Origin of the sequence: Pseudomonas sp. NFXW11, from assembly GCF_049887815.1 — a bacterium.
Taxonomy (GTDB): domain Bacteria; phylum Pseudomonadota; class Gammaproteobacteria; order Pseudomonadales; family Pseudomonadaceae; genus Aquipseudomonas.
In genome coordinates this window covers 13,904-36,111 of the sequence record NZ_JAGEKI010000023.1, presented here as the reverse complement: position 1 = coordinate 36,111, position 22,208 = coordinate 13,904, and the positions used below count along the sequence as shown (strand labels likewise).

13 protein-coding genes are annotated in these 22,208 nt (G+C 64.2%); 5 read left to right on the top strand and 8 right to left on the bottom strand.

The annotated features are described in order from the left end of the window. Positions 1-7: 7 nt before the first annotated feature. The 3 genes from J4P02_RS27180 to J4P02_RS27170 all read right to left on the bottom strand — a co-directional run bounded on the left by J4P02_RS27180 (position 8) and on the right by J4P02_RS27170 (position 9,619). Positions 8-6,979 carry an Ig-like domain-containing protein gene (locus tag J4P02_RS27180; protein ID WP_426196356.1) on the bottom strand — a complete coding sequence of 2,324 codons (6,972 nt, stop codon included), beginning with the start codon at positions 6,977-6,979 and terminating at the stop codon, positions 8-10. Positions 6,980-7,025: 46 nt separating this feature from the next. Beyond that, on the bottom strand, positions 7,026-7,862 hold the full coding sequence (locus J4P02_RS27175; protein ID WP_426196193.1) for a sulfotransferase family protein: 837 nt from the start codon (positions 7,860-7,862) through the stop codon (positions 7,026-7,028). Between the two features lie 176 nt (positions 7,863-8,038). After that, positions 8,039-9,619: a glycosyltransferase family 39 protein gene (locus tag J4P02_RS27170; protein ID WP_426196191.1), complete on the bottom strand. Its 1,581-nt coding sequence runs from the start codon at positions 9,617-9,619 to the stop codon at positions 8,039-8,041. 239 nt (positions 9,620-9,858) lie between these two features. On the opposite strand from J4P02_RS27170, the gene J4P02_RS27165 reads away from it, so the two are divergent. Both J4P02_RS27165 and J4P02_RS27160 read left to right on the top strand, forming a co-directional pair. Then, complete coding sequence (locus J4P02_RS27165; protein WP_426196189.1) at positions 9,859-10,449, top strand: phage tail protein; 591 nt, start codon at positions 9,859-9,861, stop codon at positions 10,447-10,449. Positions 10,450-10,511: 62 nt separating this feature from the next. Continuing rightward, positions 10,512-10,823 carry a DUF6916 family protein gene (locus tag J4P02_RS27160; RefSeq protein WP_426196187.1) on the top strand — a complete coding sequence of 104 codons (312 nt, stop codon included), beginning with the start codon at positions 10,512-10,514 and terminating at the stop codon, positions 10,821-10,823. On the opposite strand, the gene J4P02_RS27155 is transcribed toward J4P02_RS27160, so the two are convergent. From J4P02_RS27155 to J4P02_RS27140, 4 genes are read right to left on the bottom strand one after another with little or no spacing between them, the layout of a single operon-like run. Beyond that, a complete protein-coding gene (locus tag J4P02_RS27155; RefSeq protein ID WP_426196185.1) occupies positions 10,816-11,310 on the bottom strand; it encodes a GNAT family N-acetyltransferase in 495 nt (164 codons plus the stop codon). The genes J4P02_RS27160 and J4P02_RS27155 overlap by 8 nt on opposite strands. Before the next feature lie 43 nt (positions 11,311-11,353). Continuing rightward, positions 11,354-13,450 (bottom strand): HlyD family efflux transporter periplasmic adaptor subunit, encoded by a 2,097-nt coding sequence (locus tag J4P02_RS27150; protein ID WP_426196182.1) that lies wholly within the window; start codon positions 13,448-13,450, stop codon positions 11,354-11,356. Beyond that, positions 13,450-14,772, bottom strand: a complete 1,323-nt coding sequence (locus J4P02_RS27145) for an efflux RND transporter periplasmic adaptor subunit (protein ID WP_426196180.1) — start codon at positions 14,770-14,772, stop codon at positions 13,450-13,452. The genes J4P02_RS27150 and J4P02_RS27145 overlap by 1 nt, the downstream gene beginning before the upstream one ends. Then, positions 14,769-15,563, bottom strand: a complete 795-nt coding sequence (locus J4P02_RS27140; RefSeq protein WP_426196178.1) for an efflux RND transporter periplasmic adaptor subunit — start codon at positions 15,561-15,563, stop codon at positions 14,769-14,771. Before J4P02_RS27140 ends, J4P02_RS27145 begins: the two co-directional genes overlap by 4 nt. Positions 15,564-15,803: 240 nt before the next feature. Here J4P02_RS27140 and J4P02_RS27135 point away from each other — a divergent pair, with 240 nt between their 5' ends. The 3 genes from J4P02_RS27135 (at position 15,804) to J4P02_RS27125 (ending at position 19,669) form a co-directional block, all read left to right on the top strand. Further along, a complete protein-coding gene (locus tag J4P02_RS27135; RefSeq protein WP_426196176.1) occupies positions 15,804-17,984 on the top strand; it encodes an outer membrane assembly lipoprotein YfiO in 2,181 nt (726 codons plus the stop codon). A 2-nt stretch (positions 17,985-17,986) separates the two neighbouring features. Further along, positions 17,987-18,715 (top strand): DUF3142 domain-containing protein, encoded by a 729-nt coding sequence (locus tag J4P02_RS27130; protein WP_426196174.1) that lies wholly within the window; start codon positions 17,987-17,989, stop codon positions 18,713-18,715. A 264-nt stretch (positions 18,716-18,979) separates the two neighbouring features. Then, entirely contained in the window at positions 18,980-19,669 is a 690-nt protein-coding gene (locus tag J4P02_RS27125) for an NYN domain-containing protein (RefSeq protein WP_426196172.1), read from the top strand. Positions 19,670-19,687: 18 nt separating this feature from the next. Here J4P02_RS27125 and J4P02_RS27120 read toward each other — a convergent pair whose 3' ends face one another. Continuing rightward, the gene (locus J4P02_RS27120; protein WP_426196170.1) at positions 19,688-22,153 is read right to left on the bottom strand and encodes a TonB-dependent siderophore receptor; all 2,466 of its coding nucleotides are present in this window, start codon (positions 22,151-22,153) and stop codon (positions 19,688-19,690) included. Positions 22,154-22,208: the final 55 nt, after the last annotated feature.

Sequence of the window (22,208 nt, the reverse complement as noted above, 5' to 3'; positions counted from 1 at the left end):
ATGCTGTTCAGGCCGGTATTGCGCTGATACCGGCTTGTTCCAATGCCCAGGCTAGTTCATGCAGCTGTTTCTGCTCGCTATCCTTGAGCTGCTGCAACTGCTGTCCCAGGGTCGGTGCGCCAAATACGCCGCGCAGGCCCTGGGACGCATCTCCCGGCCCCTTGCCCGAGTGCCGGTCGAAGGCACTCTGAGCCGAGGTATCGCCAGTGGATTCACGGCTGAACAAGGTCGACAGGGTACTGCCGCCAAATACCCCGCCATCGCCACCGCCAAAGCCGAGGAAACCGCTGCTGTTGCCGTCGCCACCCGTTTCATTGCCGAACACCTGGGCGATATAACTTGGCGCCAGCCCGCCATTGCCGATGAAGATATTGCCCAGCGGCGGCAGGCCGACACCCGATTCACGCTGCTCGAACAGCGGCGGGAAACCCACCGGGGAGCCGAGGTCGCCCGTGGGCGAGGTGAAGACCACAGGTTGCAGCGGCACAGTCGGCTGGCCCGGCGTCGGCACCACCGGATCGCTGATGCGGAATTCCGGGTCGCCGCCCAGGGCCACGGTATTGATCCCGTAGTTGTTGGAGTTGGCATAACCAGTGCCGGCGTTGCCCGCCAGGTCGGTCACCAGGCTGGTGTCCAGGGTGATGAAGTTGCTTGGATCAACCAGATTCGCCGTGGGTGTCAGGGTCGCGGTCCAGGTCTTGCCACCGTCGCTGCTGACCAGGTTGGACAGCACACCATTGGCCACGCTGAGGTCCGACAGGTCGAAGCCGCTGACCTTCTCGCTGAAGGTGAAGGTCACGGTGGTGGTCTGGCCGGCGGTCAGGTTGGGGTTGGCGATCACGATACTGGCCGTCGGCCGGTCGCCGTCGATCCCATAGTTGTTGGAGATGGAAATCCCCAACCCGGTGTTGCCCGCCGCATCGCTGACCAGGCTGGTATCGAGCACGATCAGGTTGGTCGCGTCGGTGATGGCCGCGGTGGGCGTCAGGGTCGCGGTCCAGGTTTTGCCGCCGTCGCTGCTGGTCAGGTTGGACAGCACGCCATTGGCCACGCTGAGGTCCGACAGGTCGAAACCCGTGACCGCCTCGCTGAAGGTGATGGTCACGCCGGTGGTCTGGCCAATGCCCAGGTTGCTGTTGGCCACCACTATGGTCGCGGTCGGACGCTGGGTATCGATGCTGTAGTTGTTGGAGCTGGTGTTGCCGCTACCGGTATTGCCCGAGGCGTTCTGCACCCCGCTGTTGTCCAGGGTGATCAGGTTGCTGGTGTCGCTGATATTGCCGCTCGGGGTGAAGGTGGCGGTCCAGGTGACACCGCCGTCGCTCGAGCTCACCGCGCTCAGGGTGCCGTTTTCCACCGTCAGGTCGGCGTTGCTGAAGCCGCTCACCGCCTCGCTGAAGGTGATGGTCACCAGTGAGCTGGAGCCCACATTCAACGCCGGGTTCGCCACCACAATGGTTGCCGTCGGCCGCACTGTGTCGACGCTGTAGTTGGCCGAGTCGGTGACCCCCATCCCGGCGTTACCCGCCAGATCCGTGTAGCCAGTGTTATCAAGGCTGATGACATTGCTGGTGTCATGGATATTGACCGTTGGGGTCAAGGTCGCAGTCCAGGTCTTGCCTCCATCGCTGCTGCTCACGGCACTCAAGGTGCCATTGGGCACACTCAAATCGGCATTGTCGAAACCGCTGACTGCCTCACTGAAGGTAATGGTCACCAACGAAGTCTGGCCGATTGCCAAGGTCGGGTTGGCGACCACAATGGTCGCGGTCGGCCGCTGGGTGTCGATCCCATAGTTGTTGGAGATGGAGATTCCCGACCCGGTGTTGCCTGCCGCATCGCTGACCAGGCTGGTATCGAGCACGATCAGGTTGGTCGCATCGGTAATGGCTGCGGTGGGCGTCAGGGTTGCGGTCCAGGTCTTGCCGCCGTCGCTGCTGGTCAGGTTGGACAGCACGCCATTGGCCACGTTGAGGTCCGACAGGTCGAAACCCGTGACCGCCTCGCTGAAGGTGATGGTCACGCCGGTGGTCTGGCCAATGCCCAGGTTGCTGTTGGCCACCACTATGGTCGCGGTTGGACGCTGGCTATCGATGCTGTAGTTGTTGGAGCTGGTGTTGCCGCTACCGGTATTGCCCGAGGCATTCTGCACCCCGCTGTTGTCCAGGGTGATCAGGTTGCTGGTGTCGCTGATATTGCCGCTCGGGGTGAAGGTGGCGGTCCAGGTGATACCGCCATCACTTGAACTCACCGCGCTCAGGGTGCCGTTTTCCACCGTCAGGTCGGCGTTGCTGAAGCCGCTCACCGCTTCGCTGAAGGTGATGGTCACCAGCGAAGTGGCGCTCGCATTCAAGGTTGGGTTGGCCACCACTATGGTCGCGGTCGGGCGTACCGTATCGATGCTGTAGTTGGCCGAGTTGGTCACGCCAATACCGCTGTTACCGGCAAGATCGGTGTAGCCGGCGTTGTTCAGCGAGATGAGGTTGGTGGTGTCGCGCACATTGGCGTCCGGGGTGAAGGTGGCGGTCCAGGTGATGCCGCCATCACTCGAGCTCATTGTGCTCAAGGTGCCGTTGGCCACGCTCAGGTCGCTGTTGTCGAAGCCGCTTACCGCCTCGCTGAAGGTGACGGTCACCGTAGTGGTCTGCCCGGCCGCCAGGGTCGGATCGGCCATCACGATGGTGGCGGTCGGCCGCACGCTATCCACCGCATAGGCATTGGAGTTGGTGGTGCCGCTGCCGGTATTGCCAGCACCATCGGCCACGCCGCTGTTGTTGAGGACGATCTGGTTATTGCCTTGGTTTATCCCGGCCGCCGGGGTCAGGGTCGCGGTGTAGGTGATGTTGTCACTGGTGCTCAGGCCGCTCAGGGTACCGTTGGCCGCGGTCAGGTCGGCCAGGGTGAAGCCCGTCACCGCTTCGTTGAAGGTGATGGTCACCAGGGAGGTGCCGCCAATGCCCAGATGGTCGTTGGCCACCACTATGGTCGCGGTCGGGCGTTGGGTGTCGACGCTGTAGTTGTTGGAATCGGTGGTGCCGCTGCCGACGTTACCCGAAGCCGCCGCCTGCACTCCGCTGTTGTCCAGGGTGATCAGGTTGCTGGCGTCGGTGAGGTTGCTGCTGGGCGTGAAGGTGGCGGTCCAGGTGATGCCGCCATCGCTCGAGCTCACCGCGCTCAGGGTGCCGTTTTCCACCGTCAGGTCGGCGTTGGTGAACCCGGTGACCGCCTGGTCGAAACTGATGGTCACCAGCGAAGTGGAGCCGATACCCAGCACCGAGTTGGCCACTACGATGGTCGCGGTCGGCCGCACCGTATCGATGGTGAAGTTGGCCGAGTTGGTCACACCGTTTCCGGCGTTGCCGGCCAGGTCGGCAATGCCGGTATTGGCCAGCGTAATGACGTTGGTCGCGCTGTTGGTGCTGGCCGAAGGGGTGAAGGTGGCGGTCCAGGTGATGCCACCGTCGCTTGAGCTCAAGTTGCTGAGGATGCCGTGGCTGCTGCTCAGGTCGGCCAGGGTGAAGCCCGTCACCGCTTCGCTGAAGGTGATGGTCACCTGCGAGGTTTCGCCCAGGGTCAGGACCGGATCGGCAATCACTATGGTGGCCGTCGGGCGCTGGGTATCGATGCTGTAGTTGTTGGAGTCGGTGCTGCCGCTGCCGCTGTTGCCGGCGCTATCGGTATAGCCGGTGTTGTCCAGGGTGATCAGGTTACTGGCGTCGGTGACGTTCAAGGTCGGGGTGAACGTGGCGGTCCAGGTGATGCCACCGTCGCTCGAGCTCACCGCGCTCAGGGTGCCATTGGCCACCGTCAGGTCGGCATTGCTGAAACCGCTCACCGCTTCACTGAAGGTGATGGTCACCAAGGAGGTCTGGCCGATGGCCAGGGTCGGATTGGCGACCACTATAGTTGCGGTGGGCCGCACGCCGTCGATGGCCACATTGTTCGACGTGCTGGTACCGCTGCCGGCGTTGCCCGCCGCGTCCTGCACGCCGCTGTTGTCCAGGGTGATGACGTTGGTCGGGCTGACGATGTTCGCCGTCGGGGTAAAGGTGGCGGTCCAGGTGATGCCACCGTTACTGCTGCTCACGGCGCTCAGGGTGCCGTTGTTCACGGTCAGATCGGCATTGGTAAAGCCAGTCACCGCCTCGCTGAAGGTAATGGTCACCAGGGAGGTCTGGCCGATGCCCAGGTTGGGATTGGCAAACACGATGCTGGCAGTAGGGCGCTGGGTATCGACGCTGTAGGTGTTGGAGTTGGTGGTGCCGCTGCCGGTGTTGCCGGCCGCGTCCTGCACACCTGCATTGCTCAGGGTGATCATGTCGCCACTGTGGCTGACCCCGGCGCTAGGGGTCAGGGTCGCGGTCCAGGTGATGCCGCCATCGCTGCTGCTGAGGCCGCTCAAGGTGCCATCGGCCACGGTCAAATCGGCGGTGGTGAAACCGGTCACCGCCTCGCTGAAGGTGATGGTCACCAGGGAAGTGCCGCCGATATTCAAGGTCGTGTTGCTGACCACTATGCTCGCGGTCGGGCGCACGGTGTCCACCGCGTAGCTGTTGGACAAGGTCACGCCGGTGCCGGCGTTGGTCGAGGTATCGGTGTAGCCGGTGTTGTCCAGGGTGATGACGTTGCCGGCGCTGTTGTTGCCGGCATTGGGTGTCAGGGTCGCAGTCCAGTGGATATTGTCGCTGGTCGTCAGATTGCTCAGGGTGCCGTTGGACGCGCTCATGTCGGCCAGGGTAAAGCCGCTCACCGCCTCACTGAAAGTGATGCTCACGGTGGAGGTACCACCGATGTTCAACGCTGGGCTGCCAACCACCACGGTGGCGGTCGGGCGGAGGGTGTCGACGGTATAGCTATTGGACAACGAAGTGCCCAGACCGGCCGTGCCTTGCGCCACGCTGGTCACGGTGGTGTTGTCCACGGTGATTTGGCTGGCCCCGCCACTGACGTTCGACGCCGGGGTAAAGGTCGCAGTCCAGGTCTTGCCGCCGTCGCTGGTGGCCAGGTTGCTCAGCGTGCCGTTGGGTGCAGTCATGGACGCCAGACTGAAGCCGCTCACAGCTTCGTTGAAGGTGATGGTCACCTGCGACGTGCTGCCGATATGTTGCGCAGGAGTCGTGACCACAACGGTCGCTACCGGATTTGGTGCATAGGCAGTATCGGCCGTGGCACCGATGTCGTTGAACAGCCCATTGACCGCCGTGGGCTTCTGCCCCGGCAGGGCGGCCGTGGCCAGGCCACCCGAACCGCTGGCCCCGGTGTTGACCGCGCTTCCCAGGGCGGCGAAGTTGGCGGCGGTGATCAATACCGTGCCCTTGTTCCAGATGGCACCGACGCCCAAGCCCCCGTCGCCACCGTTGGAGGTAGTACCGCTGCCGGAAGCGGAGCCACCGCCGCCGCCGCCGCCAGCGCCGATATTTCCGGCAATGGTCGAAGTGCCGATGATGGTCAGCTTGCCGCTGCTGGCGTTGTAGATACCGCCAGCGGCCCCGCCGCCCTTGCCACCCACGGTGTTCCAGCCGGCGCCACCACCGCCGCCGCCGATAGAGAGCCCACTGGCGGCAGCCGTACCACCGGCGGAGCCATTGGCATACCCATAGGGGTTGGTCGAAGCGGTGCCACCGACGCTGGAACCGCCGTGCCCGCTCATCGACGCCAGGTTGTAGCTGCCACCTGTCCCGCCCTGGTTGGCCGATCCTGCGGTACCCGCGTAATTTCCGGTGCCGCTGCCCGTGCTGCCGCCATGACCGCCAATGCCGCCGCCCACAGCGCCGCCGCCACCGCCAGCACCACCGACCACGGGGTTGATCACACCGCCGCCGCCGCCGCCGCCAGAAGCCGCGTTGGCCGTCACGCTGACATTCTTCAGCGTCAGATCGCCAAAGTTGCTGATCCCCGCCCCTAGTGAGTTGGCAGCGGCGGCACCGCCATTGCCACCATTGCCGGCGATCAAGCCACGGGTGATCACCAGGCCATCGAAGGTCACAGTGGTGCCCGCATTGACCTGGACCACGCTGGTCTTGTACTGCCCGTCCAGGGTCACATCGGCAACCCCATCGTTGTTCAAATCGCCATCAAGGGTGATGTTCTTGCTCACTACCAATTGGTTGTTGAGCGCTACCGTCATGGCACTGCTGAAGGTCACGATGTCGCCGTTTTGTGCCGAGGCCAGGGCCGCCCGCAACGAGCCGGTTCCCGAGTCATTGCCATTGCTGGCAGTCCAGGTCGCCAAGCCCCACTGGTAGGAAGTCATGGACTGCTGAGACAGCAGGTTGACGCTTTCAATGCTGCCGGTGGCGATTTCCAGGGTCCAGTCGCCACCAATCCCGGTGCGGTTGCTGGAGGCCGCAATATCGCGCCCGGTGTATTGCGCCAGCGAGTCGACGAAGCTGATGCCGCGCTGGCCTTCGGCGGTGTTGCAGGCGTAGATCAGGATATCGCCACCGGCATTCATGTCCTTGCCGATCTGCCCGAGCACCTCGGCACGGGCCGCAACGTTGTCGGCCGACAGGTAGGTGCTGCCCAGCCACAGGTCGCCGGTGTTGCCATGGGCGACGATTTCCACGGTACTGACGCCCTGATGGTTGTTCAGGTAATCGGCAATCTGTTGCAGGCCGTCCTTGGTGCCATCGAGCACCACCACCTGGGTTCCAGGCGCCACGCCCTTGAGCAGGCTGTCGAAATCCTTGACCCGCGAATCAACGAACACCACACCCTGGCCAGGCACCGCAACCGGGGCCGGGGCCGGGGTCGCATCCGATTGGGCATGGGTATCCTTGGCGGTTGCTGTCTGGTCAGCCGTTGGCACCTTGGCTGCATCCGCCGTTGGATGGCTGTCCGCCGCCGTGGCCACGGTCGCGGCGACTGCGCCGTCGAACAGCATGCGCGGCTCCAAGGACATGATCATGGGTGAAGCCAAGGGCTGATTGCTCTGGGCTGCCCGCTGTACCACCCGCGACTTCTGCTTGCTCCACCACATGCTGCTCACCAGGGATCGAACGTTATCAGGACAAAAAAAACCGCGATCAATTGATCGCGGCGCTGTTTTTTACTCGAATGACATTGGCTGCACTGGAAGACCCATCGAGCCAGAAGGACAGCTTGGAATACTGTTCGAACAGATCCGGCGGCAGAATCGTGCGTCGCGACTGCGGAGCCACCTTGCGCTTGACCTTGTGCAACCCGGCCATGCCCAGCGCCTGATCGAACTCGGGGGCGTCGTAGGCCAGATTGTCAAAGTCGTGCTCAAACCAGGGTTCGCCGATGAACTCGTAGACCAGCCGCATGACCATTTCCGGGGCCTGGCTCAGCAGGTCGTAGTCGACCACCAGCAGGGAATCGGCGTGTTCACCGTAATAGGCTTCCTTGAGCGCGGCCCAGGCAAAGCCCACCAGGCGATTGCGCTGGGCCAGAGTCTCAACCCTGCTGTAGACAGTGTTGCGCTCGCCGTCATCGCTGAACAACTTGGTATTTTCGAAGGGATTGGCCCGGTACAGGCGTTCGATGCTGTCCATGACCCAGGCGACATTACGCACGCAGGCAATGACCTTGGACTGGGGAAACAGATCCATCAGCGCCGGCAGGCGGGAGGACCACTGGCGATTGGTGTCGAAGACTACCGAATGCGCGGACTTGTCGGCGTAGTAGGACTCGAACAGTCCTCGCAACAGACGACGGCGCACGGAGGTATCGATCACCGAACCGAACTCGCTGCCGGCACTGCACTGTCCCAGAACGCTGGCGAACAGCGAGCCCACGGGGCTGGTCATGCCAGCATGAAAACGCGGATTCTGCAGAAGGATGGCGGAGAGCAGGGTCGAGCCTGAACGCGGCAAACCTGAGATGAAATGGAAATTGTGCACTCCCTACACCCTCGACCTAAGTCCTTTTGTAGGACAAAGCGTAGCGTAAGGAAATATTTCCCACTAGTTGTATTTTGACATCAATGCCCGAGCTTTTAAGTCGGAAAAACACCCGTAAACAGGGCACCAAACCGACTTACCCACAGGCCGACCGCTCTAGCTCGGGGCTTGCATCCTCAGTGTCCGCTGCAAGAGGCATTACAGGCCTCATATAAAACCGCCTGGGTATCGCCTCCCGCATGTTGGTCAATTTTTCTCCAGGAGCCCGGAATGGACGGAAATTCGTCCGGGTCCACCCGGCTCATCACCAGCCAGACCCGACCATTGCCCGCCGGCAGGTCCTCCAGGCGATCGAGATAGACCGCAGCGCCATCCTTGACCAGGGTGCCGAAGCCGTAAGCATTGGGCCGGGTCGAGACACCCGTCGCAGTAGGCGGCGTATACAGCCGCGGGGCGATATGGCTGCGGTCGTAGTAGCCCCAGGTCAGGTACCAGAACATGTCGCCCAGCACCACCTGGTCACCGACTTGGGTGTGCTGGTTCATGTACTCCACCATGTTGTTGAACTGATCCTCGGCATCCACCGTGTAGTTGTTCTTCAAGCCCAGCCCCGACACCCCCAGCACCACCAGCAATAGCAGCGCAGCCAATGTCCTGGAGCGTTGCGCCAGCCAGTCGATGGCCAGCGCCAGACACAGCGGCAAGCCGAGCGCCGGCACCGTCAGGTAGCGCTCGATAAATACCGGGGAAACAAATGAAACCGCGAACACCAGCAGCAGGGGCAAGGCGCTGTAGAGCACCAGCAAGGTGGCGATGCGCGAGCGACTGCGGTCCTTGCCGAGCAGGTACAGCAGCACCGCGGTCAGCAACAGCGGCAGGCTGATGAACAGCCACCAGGGCATGCCCTCGCCGTCGTCCTGGGCCAGCAGCTGCCAGATCATCGACGGCAGTGAAGCCAGGGTTACCGGCGGCTCCCAACCGACATCGCCACCGGTCTTCAGGTCGTTCATGTGCAGCACCAGGTCCACCAGGCCCGGCAGCCAGGGCAGGAACAACAGCACTATGCCCACGTTGGCCAGCCACCAGGCCCGCCGCCGCAGAAAGTGCGGCCCGGCCTCAGGGCGAGCCAGCGCCAGATACAGCCAGTGCGACAGCACACAGAAGGCGCTGAAATAGTGGGTATAGAATCCGGCCGCCATCAGCAGCGCATAGATCACCAGGTACCTCGGGCGCTGCGGCGCACGGACCCAATAGGCCAGCGCCAGGGTCGCCCCCAGCAGCCACACCCCCAGCAGCGAATACATGCGCACTTCCTGGCTGTAGCGCACCGCCGTGGGCAGCAGTGCCAGCAGCAGGCAGGCCAATAGCGTGGCCCGCCGGCCGGCGAACAGTTGCATCAGCCAAGTGCCGAGAAACACCACGATCACCCCGGGCACGGCACTCATCAAGCGGATCGACAGGATCGAGTCGCCGAACAGACCGATCCAGGCATGCAGCAGGACGAAATACAGCGGCGGATGAACATCGTAGGCCGCGTGGCTCCAGATCCCGGCCAATGGCAACTGGGCCAGCAGCACGCTGGAGCCTTCGTCGCCCCAGATCGCCGCCGCCGTCAGCTCGTAGCAACGCAGCGCCAGGGCCAGCAGCAGCAAGGGCGCCAGCCAGGGTTCACGCAACAACTGCGCCAGCGGCTGCGACAGCGCAACAGGCTGACGGTACAGCCGCTTCGCCGCTTGATCGGTACTCGGAACGCCCATCACCACCCTCTGCAAATCGATCGCCGCACCCACTCGGGGTCCATGACGCGCTGATTGTAGGTCAGAACCCCGGGGTCTTGTCCCGGTCTTGTACCTGTCATCCGGCAGGCGGAAAAAACCTCTGTCGCCAACAGCAGCATCTACGCTGTCACTCGGCGCACAACAGATCCGCGGACGCCCCAACAGCGCCCAGGCAGCGGGCAATGCGCTCCACTCAACAAGAGCAAGGATAAGGATCTATGGAAGTCTTTCTCGGCACTATCCAGATGTTCGGCTTCAACTTCGCTCCCAGTGGCTGGGCCTTGTGTAACGGTCAGATCATTGCCCTGGCACAGAATCAGGCGCTGTTTGCCTTGCTGGGCACCTTCTACGGCGGCAACGGCCAGACCAATTTCGGCCTGCCCAACCTGCAGGGGCGCATGCCCATCGGGCAGGGTTCGGGTGGGGGCCTTACGCCCCGGGTGATCGGTGAGGTCGCCGGAACGGAAAAAGTCAGCATCCTGAGCAGCAACCTGCCGCCCCAGGTGATCCCCACCAGCGGCCTCACCGTGGCCACCACGGTCAACCTGGCCAATGCCCCGAGCAATGCGGTCACCACACCCACCGCCACCAATGCCTATATCGGGGCTTCGGCGGCTTCCGGGCCACCCTCGGCGGCCATCTACTCCGATCAGCCAGGCTCTGCTCCGGTGGCCCTCAAGGGCGTCACCAGCACCATTGGCGGTACCCTGAGCACTCCAGGCAGCAGCCTGCCCATTGGCACCATGAATCCCTACCTGGCGATCAACTTCAGCGTTGCCCTGCAAGGGCTCTTCCCTTCGCGCAACTGACCCGCCCTCGAGCGCCGGGGCCATTGGGCCTCGGCATCGGCCGTGCATGACGGAGAATTTCAATGCTGCTACAGGTGAGTGATCAACACTTCCAGGTACTGCTGCACCAGCCCTGCCCCCTGCAACTGCCCGATGGCAGCCTGCTGCCGGTGCAGGTGGAATCCATCGAGCTGCGCCCACAGTCACGCCTGGCGGAGAATGCCCGGATCCCTTTCAACGTGGTACTGCGCAGCCTGGAACCGACGCAGTTCGTCGATGGCCTGTGTGCCCTGGAGCTGCCACAGCTGGGCCTGGTGGATGCGATCTTCGTGTCCCGCGAGCCGGCCCTGGGACGGGACCCGACCCTGGGCTACTTCAACATCGTGTTCAACTGAAACCCGGGTACCACACCAGGCGCTCGGCCGCCGGGGTGCTTTCCTCGACCCGAAAACCCAGCGCCAGGTAATGCTGGCGCGCCAGAGGGTTGCTGGCCCAGACCACGGTCGCCACCGGGCAGCCCACCTGCCGCGCGGCTTGCTGCACCCCTTGCAGCACCGTGCGCCCAAAGCCCTGGCCGCGGGCCGCGGGGATAAACGCCAGATACAGCACGCGAATCTCATGGGCGCCAAAGTCGGCGCTCAGTACCCCGATCGGGGTGTCGAGCTTTTCCACCACATAGTGCAAGGCATCGGGAAATCTCTCGCCAATGCCCTGCTCCTGCACCTGGAACTGCTGGGCGACCACCTGCTCGATCAGCTCGGGATCGGCGTCGATCCATTGCAACTCGGGACGCGCCGACTGATAGAGGCTTTGCAGAAAAGGTCCATCGCTGGCCCGGGAAGGGCGCATGGACAAACCGCTGGCTGATGAACTGTGCAACATCGGTTGATCTCCTTGAACCCCGGCACCGACTCGGGTGCTCCCTCTAGAAACCGCTTTCACGCACCCCCAGTGCCGCCAGGCGGCGCCAGGCCGTGCCCAGCAACGACTCGCTGCGCCCCTGCAGCACCGCCACACCTCGTATCGGATGACTGGGGGCAGGCTGCTCCTGGACCAACTGCAAACGCACCCCGTATTGCGCCTGCAGCGGCTCGGGGCGACGGTTTTCATCACGCCGCACGGCAATCGGCCCGTGATGATCCGAGGTCAGGGCCTCCTGATCGATGGCGGCCACGCCGTTGGCGTCCACCTCCAGCAATTGCACCGGCCAGGCCGGACGCATCGGATCATCGGCGACAAAACGCCCACTGGCCCCCGGCGCCAGCCGCCACAGATCCTCCTCGGCCAGGTAGCCGCGCAAGCGCGTGCCATCCTCGACGATCCGCGCCAACGGCTCCCTGGGCGAGACCCAGCGCCCGGCCACCAGCTTGGGCATCAGGTCACGCACCTGGCCGGCCTGGGGCGCGCGCAGCAGCAGGCGCTCGCGCTGGGCCTGCAAGCCCCGGTACTCGGCCACGGCCTCCGCCAGGCGCTGTTCGAGAATGCCCACGTCCGCCGCGGTTTCGCTGCGCCCACCCTGGCGCCGCATCTGCAATTGCAGTACGTCGATCTCACGCCGCACGATCAACAGGCGCGACTCGATATCCGGCGACTCCAGCTCCACCAGCAGCGCGCCCTGCGCCACCTGCTGACCGTCCACTACATTCACCTGCCGCACCCGCGCCGCCGCCGGTGCGTGCAGGGCCGTGACCCGCCCAGCCTCGAGCATTGCCGGCACCTCCACGCTGCTGCGCCAGGGCACCACCACCAGCAACAGCAGCGCCAACAGGCCCAAGCCGCTGAGCAGCACCCGCGGGGTATGGGCCTGCTGGCGTCGCGACCACCATTCCCGGGTTTCCTTGACGATCGGCAGGAAGATGAACCAGCCCAGTTCCACCAACATCAGGAAGATCCCCAGCAATTTGAAGAACAGGTGATAGACCGCCAGGGCGATGCCGAAGAACAGCGCCGCGCGCCATAACCAGGAAAGAAAACCCCACCACAGCAAGCGCCGGCGCATGCGCGGGGTCCAGGGTTCGGGGGCCGGCTCGCCATAGCCGAACAGCAGTTCGCGCAGATGCCAGCGGCACAGGGCGAAGGCTCGACCCTGGAGGTTGTCCACTTCCCATAGGTCGCTGAGCAGGAAATAGCCGTCGAAACGCATAAAGGGGTTGAGATTGACCGCCAGGGTGGTCAGCCAGGTGGCGCTGGCCAGCATAAACGCCGCGGTACGCGCCGGCCCATCCGGCAGCAGCGACCAGGCCAGCAGGGCAATGCACGCCAGGAGCATCTCCGCCAGCACCCCGCCGGCACCGATCAGCAGCCGGGCCTTGCGCTCATTGACCCGCCAGGCATCGCTGACATCGGTGTAGAACAGCGGCAACAGGACCATGAAGGCCAGCCCCATGCTCTGCACCCGGCAACCGGCGCGTTTGGCCATGAAGGCATGGCCGAACTCGTGGCAGAGCTTGGCGAAGAACAGTGCCACGGCAAAGGCCATGGCACCGCCCAGGCTGAACAGATGGGGGAAGGTGGCGAGAAAGCGCTGCCAGTCCCGCGAGACCAGGAACACCCCCAGCCCCAGGGTCACCGGCAGGCCATAACGCAACAGGCCCGGGCCGAAGCGTTGCAACCAGGGCCAGGCGCGATTGAGAAAGGCGTCCGGACGCCACAGCGGAATGCGGAAGAACAGGTACTGGTGCAGGGCCATCTGCCACAGGCTCTGGCGCGCTGCGGCAGCCTTCCAGGCATAGCTGGCACGTTGTTGCGGGTCCAGCGCGGCAATCAGGTCATGGCTGCGCAGAAACGCCAGCAACTGCTCGACCTCGCCTTCCCCCAGCGGCAGTCCCGGCTCGCGATTGGCCGCGTCGAGCACCTGAGTCATCTCACCCAGCGACCAATGGCGCAACAGACGAATGGCCTGGGTGCCCAGCTTGAAGTACCGCCCGCGCACCGGATCGGCCAGGGTCCAGCGCGGCGAGCCGTCCAGCGCCGCAGCGGCCGGCGTCAGTTGCAGGTCCGGGCGCAGGCTGGGCAGAGCCATTACAGGCCCACGCTCTGGCGCAGCCCGGCCAGGGGACGGCGCAGCAGGTACAGCGCCAGCGGCGCGCGCTGGCCAAAGAGTTTCGCCGTGCCCCGCAGGCCAATCCGTGGTGGCGGTGAATCGATGAACGCGGCATCCAGGCGATAAGCCAACTGCCCGGCGGGCGTCGACTGTGCCTCGTAGGCCACCCGCTCGAGCCGCGCCGAATGACGCTGCAACGGGTCGCTGTCGAGGAACAAGGCAACCTCGGCATCCGGTTCCAGGGCGATGGCATCGCCCACCGCCAGCTCGATGCGCAGCTCGGCCTGGGTCGGGTCGGCGATTTCCATCAGCCGCTCGCCGGTCTGTACCGGCTTGCCGGTCCAGCGCTCGGCGTCGGCGAATACCGCAATGCCGTCGCGCTCGGCACGCACTTCGCTGCGTTTGAGCAACTCGGCGGCATAGTCGCGCTCGGCGCGCTTCTGCTCGACCCGGGCCGCCAGCAGGTCGATCCTGGAATTCGATTCGGCATCGGCGAAAGCCCGCTGGGCGTTGGCCTTGAGCTCGGCCTCGGCCACCCCAAGGGCGCGCTGGGCGACATCGGCCTGGGCCTTGAGGCTGGTGCTATCGAAACGCACCAGCAGGTCACCACTCTTGACCGCCTGGTTGGGCTTGACCAGGAACTCGGCAATCACCCCGTCCAGCGGCGCGGCCACCACCCGCCCGGCCAGCGGCACCACTTCCGCCGGCGCCAGCACCGACTGACGCACCGGCACCAGCAAGCCCAGGAGCAACAGCGCCACCAGCAGCACCTGACGCTTGCCGGTCAGGCGCAAGCGCCACGGGCGCCGCGGTTGCAGGGCCAGCCAGGCATGGCTGTAGGTATCCCCCAGTTGCGCCAGCAGCACCTGCTCGGAAGGGCTCCAGGGCGTATCCCGGGCCAGCCACAGGCCACCGAAAACCTCACCCTGATGATCCAGCAAAGGTAGCCAGAACACCTGGGGCGCCGACAGGCTCTGCCAGTCTTCGCGCAGCGCCGTGCTGAAAGCCTCCATGGGCACCAGGGTGGCCGGCTTGGCCCGCTCCAGCTTGAACAGCTGGGCCACGGCCTGCTCGACAAAGGCCACGAAGGGCGCATTAGGCTCCACCGCACTGACCCCGGTCACCGCCCGCACCTTGCCGGCGATCAGCAGTGCCGCATGACGAAAGCCGAACAGCGCCTGGCCATCGTTGACCAGGCTGTAGGCCAGTTGTTCGATGGTGCGCGCCGCGCGGGTCTGGCGTTCAAGTTCGAGGAACTGGGCAAACACCCGCTCCACGGCGCCGGCCACCGGTGCGTTCACGGCAGGGCCTCGAAGCGCGCGGTGCCGCTCATGCCCGCCAGCAGGCCATCCGCCTTGGGCAGGCTGGCCACCAGCAACAGGGTCTGGCTGCCCTCGTCGATCCGCGCGCCCAGGCGCTTGACCGTGGCTTGCAGCGGCTTGCCGGTTTCATCGGGGGTGAAGTTGAAGGTCTGCCCGGCCTTGAGCTTGCCCATCCAGCTCGACGGCACCAGCAAATGGATTTCCAGGCTGCGGTTGTCGACGATTTCCAACAGCGGCGCGCCGGCGGAAACGCTTTCATAGCGCTGCACCTTGCGCTGCACCACTTGCCCATCAAAGGGCGCGACCACCGCGCAACGCTTGATCTGCACCTGGTAAACCTGGGATTGCGCCTGGGTTTCGCTGAGCCGGGCCTCGGCCCTGGCCACTTCGAAGCGGCCCACGGAATTCAGCGCCGCCAGTTGCCGGTTGTGGTTCAGCTCCTCGCCGGCACCACGGCTGGCGGCCTGGGCGGCATTCAACTGGGCCTGGTAGGCCGAACAGTCGAAACGCGCCAGCACATCGCCCTTGTTGAAGGACTCACCCTCGCTGAAAGGCAGCTCGACGATGCGCCCCGAGAGTTCGCTGGCGAGCATGGCCTGGTCCTTGGCTCGCAGCACGCCTCGGGCCTGGGTGCCGGAAGCGCTGCTCTCGGCCGCCGGGGCCGGGCTGCTGAGTAACGGGTCATCTGCGGGTGCGGGCGTCTGCGCGTGCGCCAGGCACGCCATGCCAATCCATCCCACGCCAAGAACCACACCACGAATACGCCGCATAGCCGCTACTCCCTGTCGGATGGGCGGAGTCTACGACAGCCTCAAAGCGCGTCAAGCACATGGCCAGCATCTTTTGCCGGCCGGCTGGCGGGCTTTGCAGCGCGACCTCTCAAGCACGCGCCCTGGCCGGGAAAATGTCGCAATCCTGCCACTGCCTCATAGGTTAGTCGCAATGGCTTCTGTATGATTTTCGACAAATTCCGGCCCCCCCTTCCCGGTCCACCGAATTAAGGACAATTCATGCGTATCCGCGTTTTTTGCGCATTAGCCCTGACCCTTGGCGCGCTGTGCGCCGGCCAGGCCCAGGCCAGTACGGACGACAGTTGCGTACCTGCCTGGAAGCTCTACTCCAACCAGCTGAGCTATTGCAACAACCTGCCCTTTCTCAGCCCGAGCAACGACAACCGGGTCAACCTGCGCCTGTTGATGGCCGACCAGGGCAGCCTGCCCCTGACGTTGCAGGCCCTGAGCGAATATGAGCTGAGCCTGGGTTATGGCCCCGTGCCCTTTCGCGCGTATCGCCTGCACCCGGCAGAGGCCGCTGCCCCCAGTGAGGACGCAATACCGCCTGTCGACCAGGAATTGGACACCCGGCTGCAAGCCCTGGGGCTGCAACGGGAAAGCCGCCAGGTCGCCGGTGACCAGTTTATCTCCGGCGAAGGCAGCCGCTGCCGCAGCAACTCCGACGAAAGCGCCCTGGCCTTTGTCGAACAGCTGGAAAACGCACAACTGAGCCAGGCAGAGCGCCAGGCCCTGGCCCGCTCCCGGGTGAAAATGCTGGGCGCCTGCAGTTGGCAGGGCGATGAACTGAGCAACCTGCTGCCAGGCAACCTGAGCTCACCGGCAGCCAAGGATTTTGCCCGCTACCTGCAAGCCGCCGGCGACTTCTACAACGGACGCTTCAGCCAGGCCGGCGAAGGCTTTGCCGCGCTCAAGGAAAATACCCAGCCCTGGCTCGCCGAGACCGCGGCCTACATGGGGCCCCGCACCCTGCTCAACCTGTCCCAGCAGAACGCCTTCGACGAGTGGAGCATGGCCAACCTGGAGCATGTGGACAAAGCCGTCCTGCAACAGGCCGAGGCCGGTTTCAACGGCTATCTGCAAGCTTATCCACACGGGCTGTATGCGGTGTCCGCCAAGGGCCTGATGCGGCGCGTGCATTGGCTGACAGGGAATACCCAGGCACTGGCTGCGGACTATGCCCGGGACCTGACCCAGGCCCCGGACAGCCCGCGCAACATGAGCCTGGAAGACCTGGTGGATGAAGTCGATGCCAAGCTGCTCGGCACCCCAGTCGAGAATCTCCAGCCCCCACTGCTGCTGGCGGTCCAGGACCTGATGCGCATGCGCCAGGACACCTCGCCGCCCCTGACCCGGGAAGCCCTGCAACAGCAAAAGACCCTGTTCGCGACCCAACCGGCCCTGTTCGACTACCTGCAAGCGGCCTTCACCCTGTATGTCGAGCAGAACCCCGCAGCAGTGCTCAAGCAGTTGCCGAGCCAACTGCCGGCGCAACTGGACTACCTGAGTTTCAGCCAGCAGACCCTGCGCGGCCTGGCCATGCAGGCGCAAAAGGACTGGAAAGGCGCCGCGACGCTGTGGGAAAAACTGCTGCCCCTGGCCCAGCAGCCCCCGCAGCGTGAACAGCTGGAACTGGCCCTGGCCTTCGCCTATGAGCGCAGCGGCCAGCTGGCCAAGGTGTTCGCCGCCGACTCGCCAATCAAGACCCTCCAGGTGCGCGCCATGCTCCTGCGCCAGGTGGCCTCTGCCGACGTGCTGCGCCAGCAAGCGCATAAGGGGAAGTCGGCCACCGAGCGCAACACCGCGGCTTTCATCCTGCTGTACAAGGACCTGAGCCATGGCCAGTACGCGGCATTCGCCAAGGACTACGAGCAATTGCCGCACCCGCTGGCCGAGGAAAAGCTGGGCTCCAGCCTGGGCTGGCCGTATGTCGAAAGCCCCTCACTGCAAGTGTTTCTCTGGGACGGCAAGCCCAGTGAATACGAGACCTCCGGCTACAGCTGCCCGAACCTGATCGAGAGCGTCGCCCTTCTGCAGCGCGACCCCAAGGCTCCAGCCGGTCAACTGTGCTTGGGGGAATTCATCCGCCTGAACAACCTCGATGGAATGCCAATGGATAGCCCGGTCGACGCCCAGACCCTGGGCGGCACCCAGGAGCTGTTCGCCGGCAAGTTCTACTCGCGGCTCGATCGCTATCAGGTGGTGATCAACAACCCCAAGGCCAGCCGCGACGATCGCGCCTATGCCCTGTACCGCGCCATCAATTGCTTTGCTTCCTCGGGCCACAACCGCTGTGGCGGCCCGGGTGTGGAGCCGGCCGTGCGCAAGGCCTGGTTCCGTCAGTTGAAGACCAAGCTGGGGGACACTCAGTGGAGCCAGTCGCTGCGTTACTACTGGTAAGCATGAAACGCCTGGGCTTCTGCCTGCTACCGCTCTGGCTGTGCTGGGCCTTCCCGGCGACGGCCGCGGTCGAGGCTAAAGAGTACGACGCCTTCTGGCTGTGGAGCGGAGTCAAGACCCAACCGGTGCTGGCCCAGGCCAAGACCCTGTATATCCTCCAGGGCCAGGTCAGCCGCTCGCGGCGCCACCCGGCGCGGGGTGTCGAGCTGATCGCCCAGGGCCTGCCGGTTTCGCGTCTGCACCAGGAGCAAGTGTGGGTGGTGTACCGCGCCCACAGCCTGGCCTGGCCGGAGTCGGTGTACCGCCAGTTGCTGGGCCAGGTGCAGCGCTGGCAGGACACCGGTACCCCGGTGGTGGGTATCCAGATCGATTTCGACAGCGGCACTCGCGACCTGCAACGCTACGCCGACTTCCTCCGCGACCTGCGCCAACGCCTTCCGGCGCAGTACCGCCTGAGCATCACCGGCCTGCTGGACTGGGGCAGCAACGCCGACCCGCAATCCATCAGCCAGCTCAAGGGCGTGGTGGACGAAGTGGTGGTGCAGACCTACCAGGGCCGCCAGAGCATCGCCAACTATGCCACCTACCTGCCACGCCTGGACCGCATGGGCCTGCCCTACAAGGTCGGCCTGATCCAGGGCGGCGACTGGCTGGAGCCCCAGACCCTGCGCGACAGCCCCTGGTTCAGAGGCTATGTGGTGTTTTTGCAGAACCTGGAGAACGCACCTTAGGCGCGGTGCAACAAGCGCTCACAGTAATACCCATCGACCGCCTTGATCCCTTGGCCCCACTGATGCAAAACAGTCAACGCGGAGTTGATGTGCAGCCTGATCCTTGAAGCCCCCTGACTCTCGTCGGATAAGGATTGACCCTGACGAAAGCAGGCAATAGGATCGGCTTCACTACTCAACCCCGTACGCAGAGATTAAGTTCACTGGCCGTTGGGGTGAAAAAACCGGCTCCGGCCGGTTTTTTCGTTTCCAGGGAATGGAAAAGTGCGCACCGCCTTCTTCGTCGACGGCTACAACCTGTTCTACGGGTTGCTGGCCGACACCCGATTCAAATGGCTCGATCTGCCCAGGTTGCTGCTGCACATCGTGCAAATTGAAGAGCCCGCCAGTCGCCTGGCTTCGGTGGACTACTTCACCTCATCGGTCAAACCCAGCCTGGCCACTCGTGGCCGCGCCTCCAAGGAAGCCCAGGACACCTACATTCGGGCCTTGAAAGCCGCCAAGGTCAAAGTGCACCTGGGTCGCCACCAGTTGGAACCGGCCAAGGCGCCACGCTTTGTCGACAAGAGCACCCACGCATCAAGACAAGACACGGTGGATATCTGGAAGCTCGAAGAAAAGGAAACTGACGTCAACCTGGCCGTCAGCATGTACCGCCTGGCGTCCAAACAGGCCTGCCGCCCTGCAAGCGAACGCATCGAGCAATTGGTGCTGGTGTCCGGCGACACCGACATGACACCGGCCCTACGAGCCATTCGCGAGGATTTTCCCGAGTTGACCCTCGGTGTCATCCTGCCCTACAGGCCCGAGTACCAGCGCCCGCCACCCGGCTCGCTGAAAGCGCTGGCCCACTGGATGCGCCGGGTCATCACCGCCGAGGAACTGCAAGGACACCAGTTTCCCCACCGCGTGACGACCCACAAGGCCCCGGCGATCAAGCCCGACTACTGGTGAGCCCGCCAGACCACTGCCTTACCAGTCATAGGTCAGGCTCGAGACCATGGTCCGGCCTTCGCCGTAGTAGCAGTCCCAGATGCTGGTGCAGTTGGCGACGTAGGTCTTGTCGGTGAGATTCTTCACGTTCAGCGCCAGCTTCACGCCCTTGAACTGCAATGGTGATTTTTCCAGGTCGTAGGTCAGGCTGGCGTCGTACACGGTGTAGGACGGGATCTGGAAAGCGCCTTGGTAATCGGTGCCGTAGTTGCCCTTGACGTAACGGGTGCCGACCCCCGCCCCCAGGCCCGCCAGCGGCGTGTCGCCAAGCAGGGTGTAGTTGAGCCACAGCGACGCGGTCAACGGCGGCATGCCGGCCGGGTGACGCCCTTCGCGGCCGTCGTTGTCCTTGGTGTACTTGATGTCGTTGCGCGACGCCGAGGCGATCACGTCCAGCGATTCGCTGAGGCTGGCCTTGGCTTCCAGCTCGATACCACGGGAGCGCACTGCGCCGCTCTGGACGCTGCGCCCGGGGTTGGCCAGGTCAGGCGTCAGGATGTTCTCCTGGTCGAGCTGGTAGGCCGATACCTGGACGAAGCTCTCCTGGCCCGGTGGCTGGAACTTCACCCCCACTTCGTACTGTTTGCCCGTGGATGGCTCGAAAGCGCGGCGCTGGACACTGGTGCCACTCAACGGCAAGAAGGATTCCGAGTAGCTGACAAAGGGCGCCAGGCCATTGTCGAACAGGTACACCAGCCCCCCGCGTCCGGTGAAGGACTGGTCCTTGGCATTGGTATGACCACCATCGAGCGGCGTCTTGTTATCGGTTTCCGCCCAATCGTTGCGACCACCCAGCACCAGCACCCACTTCTCGTACTTGATCTGGTCCTGCACATACAGGCCGGTCTGGGTGATGGTGTTGTCCCACCGGTAGGGGTTGCCGAAATTCAGCGACTGGCCGTAAGTGGGGGTGAACATGTCGAGGATCGGCGGGTTGAAGTCGTACTTGCCGTTGAATTTCGAATTGAAGCGGTAGTAGTCCAGCCCCACCAGCAAGGTATGGCTGAAGGGCCCGGTGTTGAACTCGGCCTGGGCGATGTTATCCACGCCGTAGACCTTGTTGTGCTGTTTCCAGTCCACCCCGAAGCGGGTCATGTAGCGCTGGTCGTTGAGCCCGGTCTTGGGATTGGTGACGAACTTGTAGCCGTGCAGCGGCGCGCGGTAGCGGTCATCGACATCGGCGTAGCGAGCGTTCTGCTTCAGGGTCCAGACATCGTTCAGGCGATGGGAGAACTCGTAGCCCAGGACGAACTGGTCGCGGTCATAGGCATTGACCCCGGGCTCGCCAAGGAACAGGTCGCGGTCGATCTTGCCGTTGGGGTTGGCGAACACCGTGCCCACGCTGGGCAGGCCCTGGGCCTCGGGCACGTCATTGTCTTTCTGGAACTGGGCGAACAGGGTCAGCTTGGTGTCCTGGTCCGGCTGCCAGGTCAGGCTCGGGGCGATGAACTGGCGCTGGCGTTGCACGTAGTCGACAGCGTCCTGGCTGTCGCTGGCCAGCCCGGTGAGGCGATAGAGGAACTGCCCCTGCTCATCCAGCGGGCCGCCCAGGTCCAGGGCGATGCTCTTCTGGTCATGGCTGCCGGCCTTCAGTTCCAGCTGGTGCAAGGGGGTTTCGGTGGGCCGCTTGCTGACCATGTTGACGATCCCGCCCGGCTGGTTCTGCCCGTAGAGCACCGAGGCCGGGCCCTTGAGCACTTCGATGCGCTCCAGGGCATAGGGCTCGATCTGCAAGGCACCGCCGGTACTGCCACCGCCATAGGGCAGGTGCAGGCCATCGAGGTACAGCGGGGTCGGAGAGAAACCGCGGGAAGTGGGCTCGTCGAAAATCTTCACCCGGTCGGAAAAGCCACCGCCGGTCATGCCCGGGGTATAGAGCAACGCCTCGGTCACGCTCTGGGCGCCACGGGCCTTGATTTCCTTGGCACCGATCACGTTGATGGTCTGCGGAATCTCCACCAGTGCCGAGTCGGTCTTGCTCCCGGTAGCACTGCGCTTGGCGACGATGCCCGGGACCGCGCCCCAGGCGTCCTCATAGTTCTGGGCGGCGCCGATCCGAGTGGGTGAGAGTTGCAGCGCGCCGTCCTCGGCCAGGGGTTGCAGGCTCCAGCTGGAACCACTCTGCACCGCTTGCAGGCCGCTGCCCGCCAGCAGCGCCTGCAGCCCCTGGGCCACTTCAAAGCGACCTTGCAGGCCGGCGCTGTGCTTGCCGGCGGTAAGGCTCGCATCCACCGACAGGAGAATGCCTGCCGCACTGGCAAAACGGTTGAGGACCTGATCGAGATTGCCTGCGGCAATCTGATAGTCCCGTGCCTGGCTCTGGTTGCTGCTGTCGGCCTGGGCAGCCCCGGGCAACAGCGGGGCCATGGCCAGCAGCGCGACAAAGGCTCGGCGTCGGGCGGCAGTGCCCAGGGTCAAAATGGATGCAGTGGTCTGGTAAGGCATTCCTGAACTCCCCATGAGAATGCGTCTTGATCGGCTTTCATGGGTATCCCGGACA

What these genes read in the sequence shown, in the direction of transcription:
- J4P02_RS27135 (WP_426196176.1), top strand. Translation starts at nt 15,804, where the DNA reads ATGCGTATCCGCGTTTTTTGCGCATTAGCCCTGACCCTTGGCGCGCTG.
- J4P02_RS27155 (WP_426196185.1), bottom strand. Translation starts at nt 11,310, where the DNA reads ATGTTGCACAGTTCATCAGCCAGCGGTTTGTCCATGCGCCCTTCCCGG.
- J4P02_RS27165 (WP_426196189.1), top strand. Translation starts at nt 9,859, where the DNA reads ATGGAAGTCTTTCTCGGCACTATCCAGATGTTCGGCTTCAACTTCGCT.
- J4P02_RS27140 (WP_426196178.1), bottom strand. Translation starts at nt 15,563, where the DNA reads ATGCGGCGTATTCGTGGTGTGGTTCTTGGCGTGGGATGGATTGGCATG.
- J4P02_RS27150 (WP_426196182.1), bottom strand. Translation starts at nt 13,450, where the DNA reads ATGGCTCTGCCCAGCCTGCGCCCGGACCTGCAACTGACGCCGGCCGCT.
- J4P02_RS27180 (WP_426196356.1), bottom strand. Translation starts at nt 6,979, where the DNA reads ATGTGGTGGAGCAAGCAGAAGTCGCGGGTGGTACAGCGGGCAGCCCAG.
- J4P02_RS27120 (WP_426196170.1), bottom strand. Translation starts at nt 22,153, where the DNA reads ATGCCTTACCAGACCACTGCATCCATTTTGACCCTGGGCACTGCCGCC.
- J4P02_RS27130 (WP_426196174.1), top strand. Translation starts at nt 17,987, where the DNA reads ATGAAACGCCTGGGCTTCTGCCTGCTACCGCTCTGGCTGTGCTGGGCC.
- J4P02_RS27170 (WP_426196191.1), bottom strand. Translation starts at nt 9,619, where the DNA reads ATGGGCGTTCCGAGTACCGATCAAGCGGCGAAGCGGCTGTACCGTCAG.
- J4P02_RS27160 (WP_426196187.1), top strand. Translation starts at nt 10,512, where the DNA reads ATGCTGCTACAGGTGAGTGATCAACACTTCCAGGTACTGCTGCACCAG.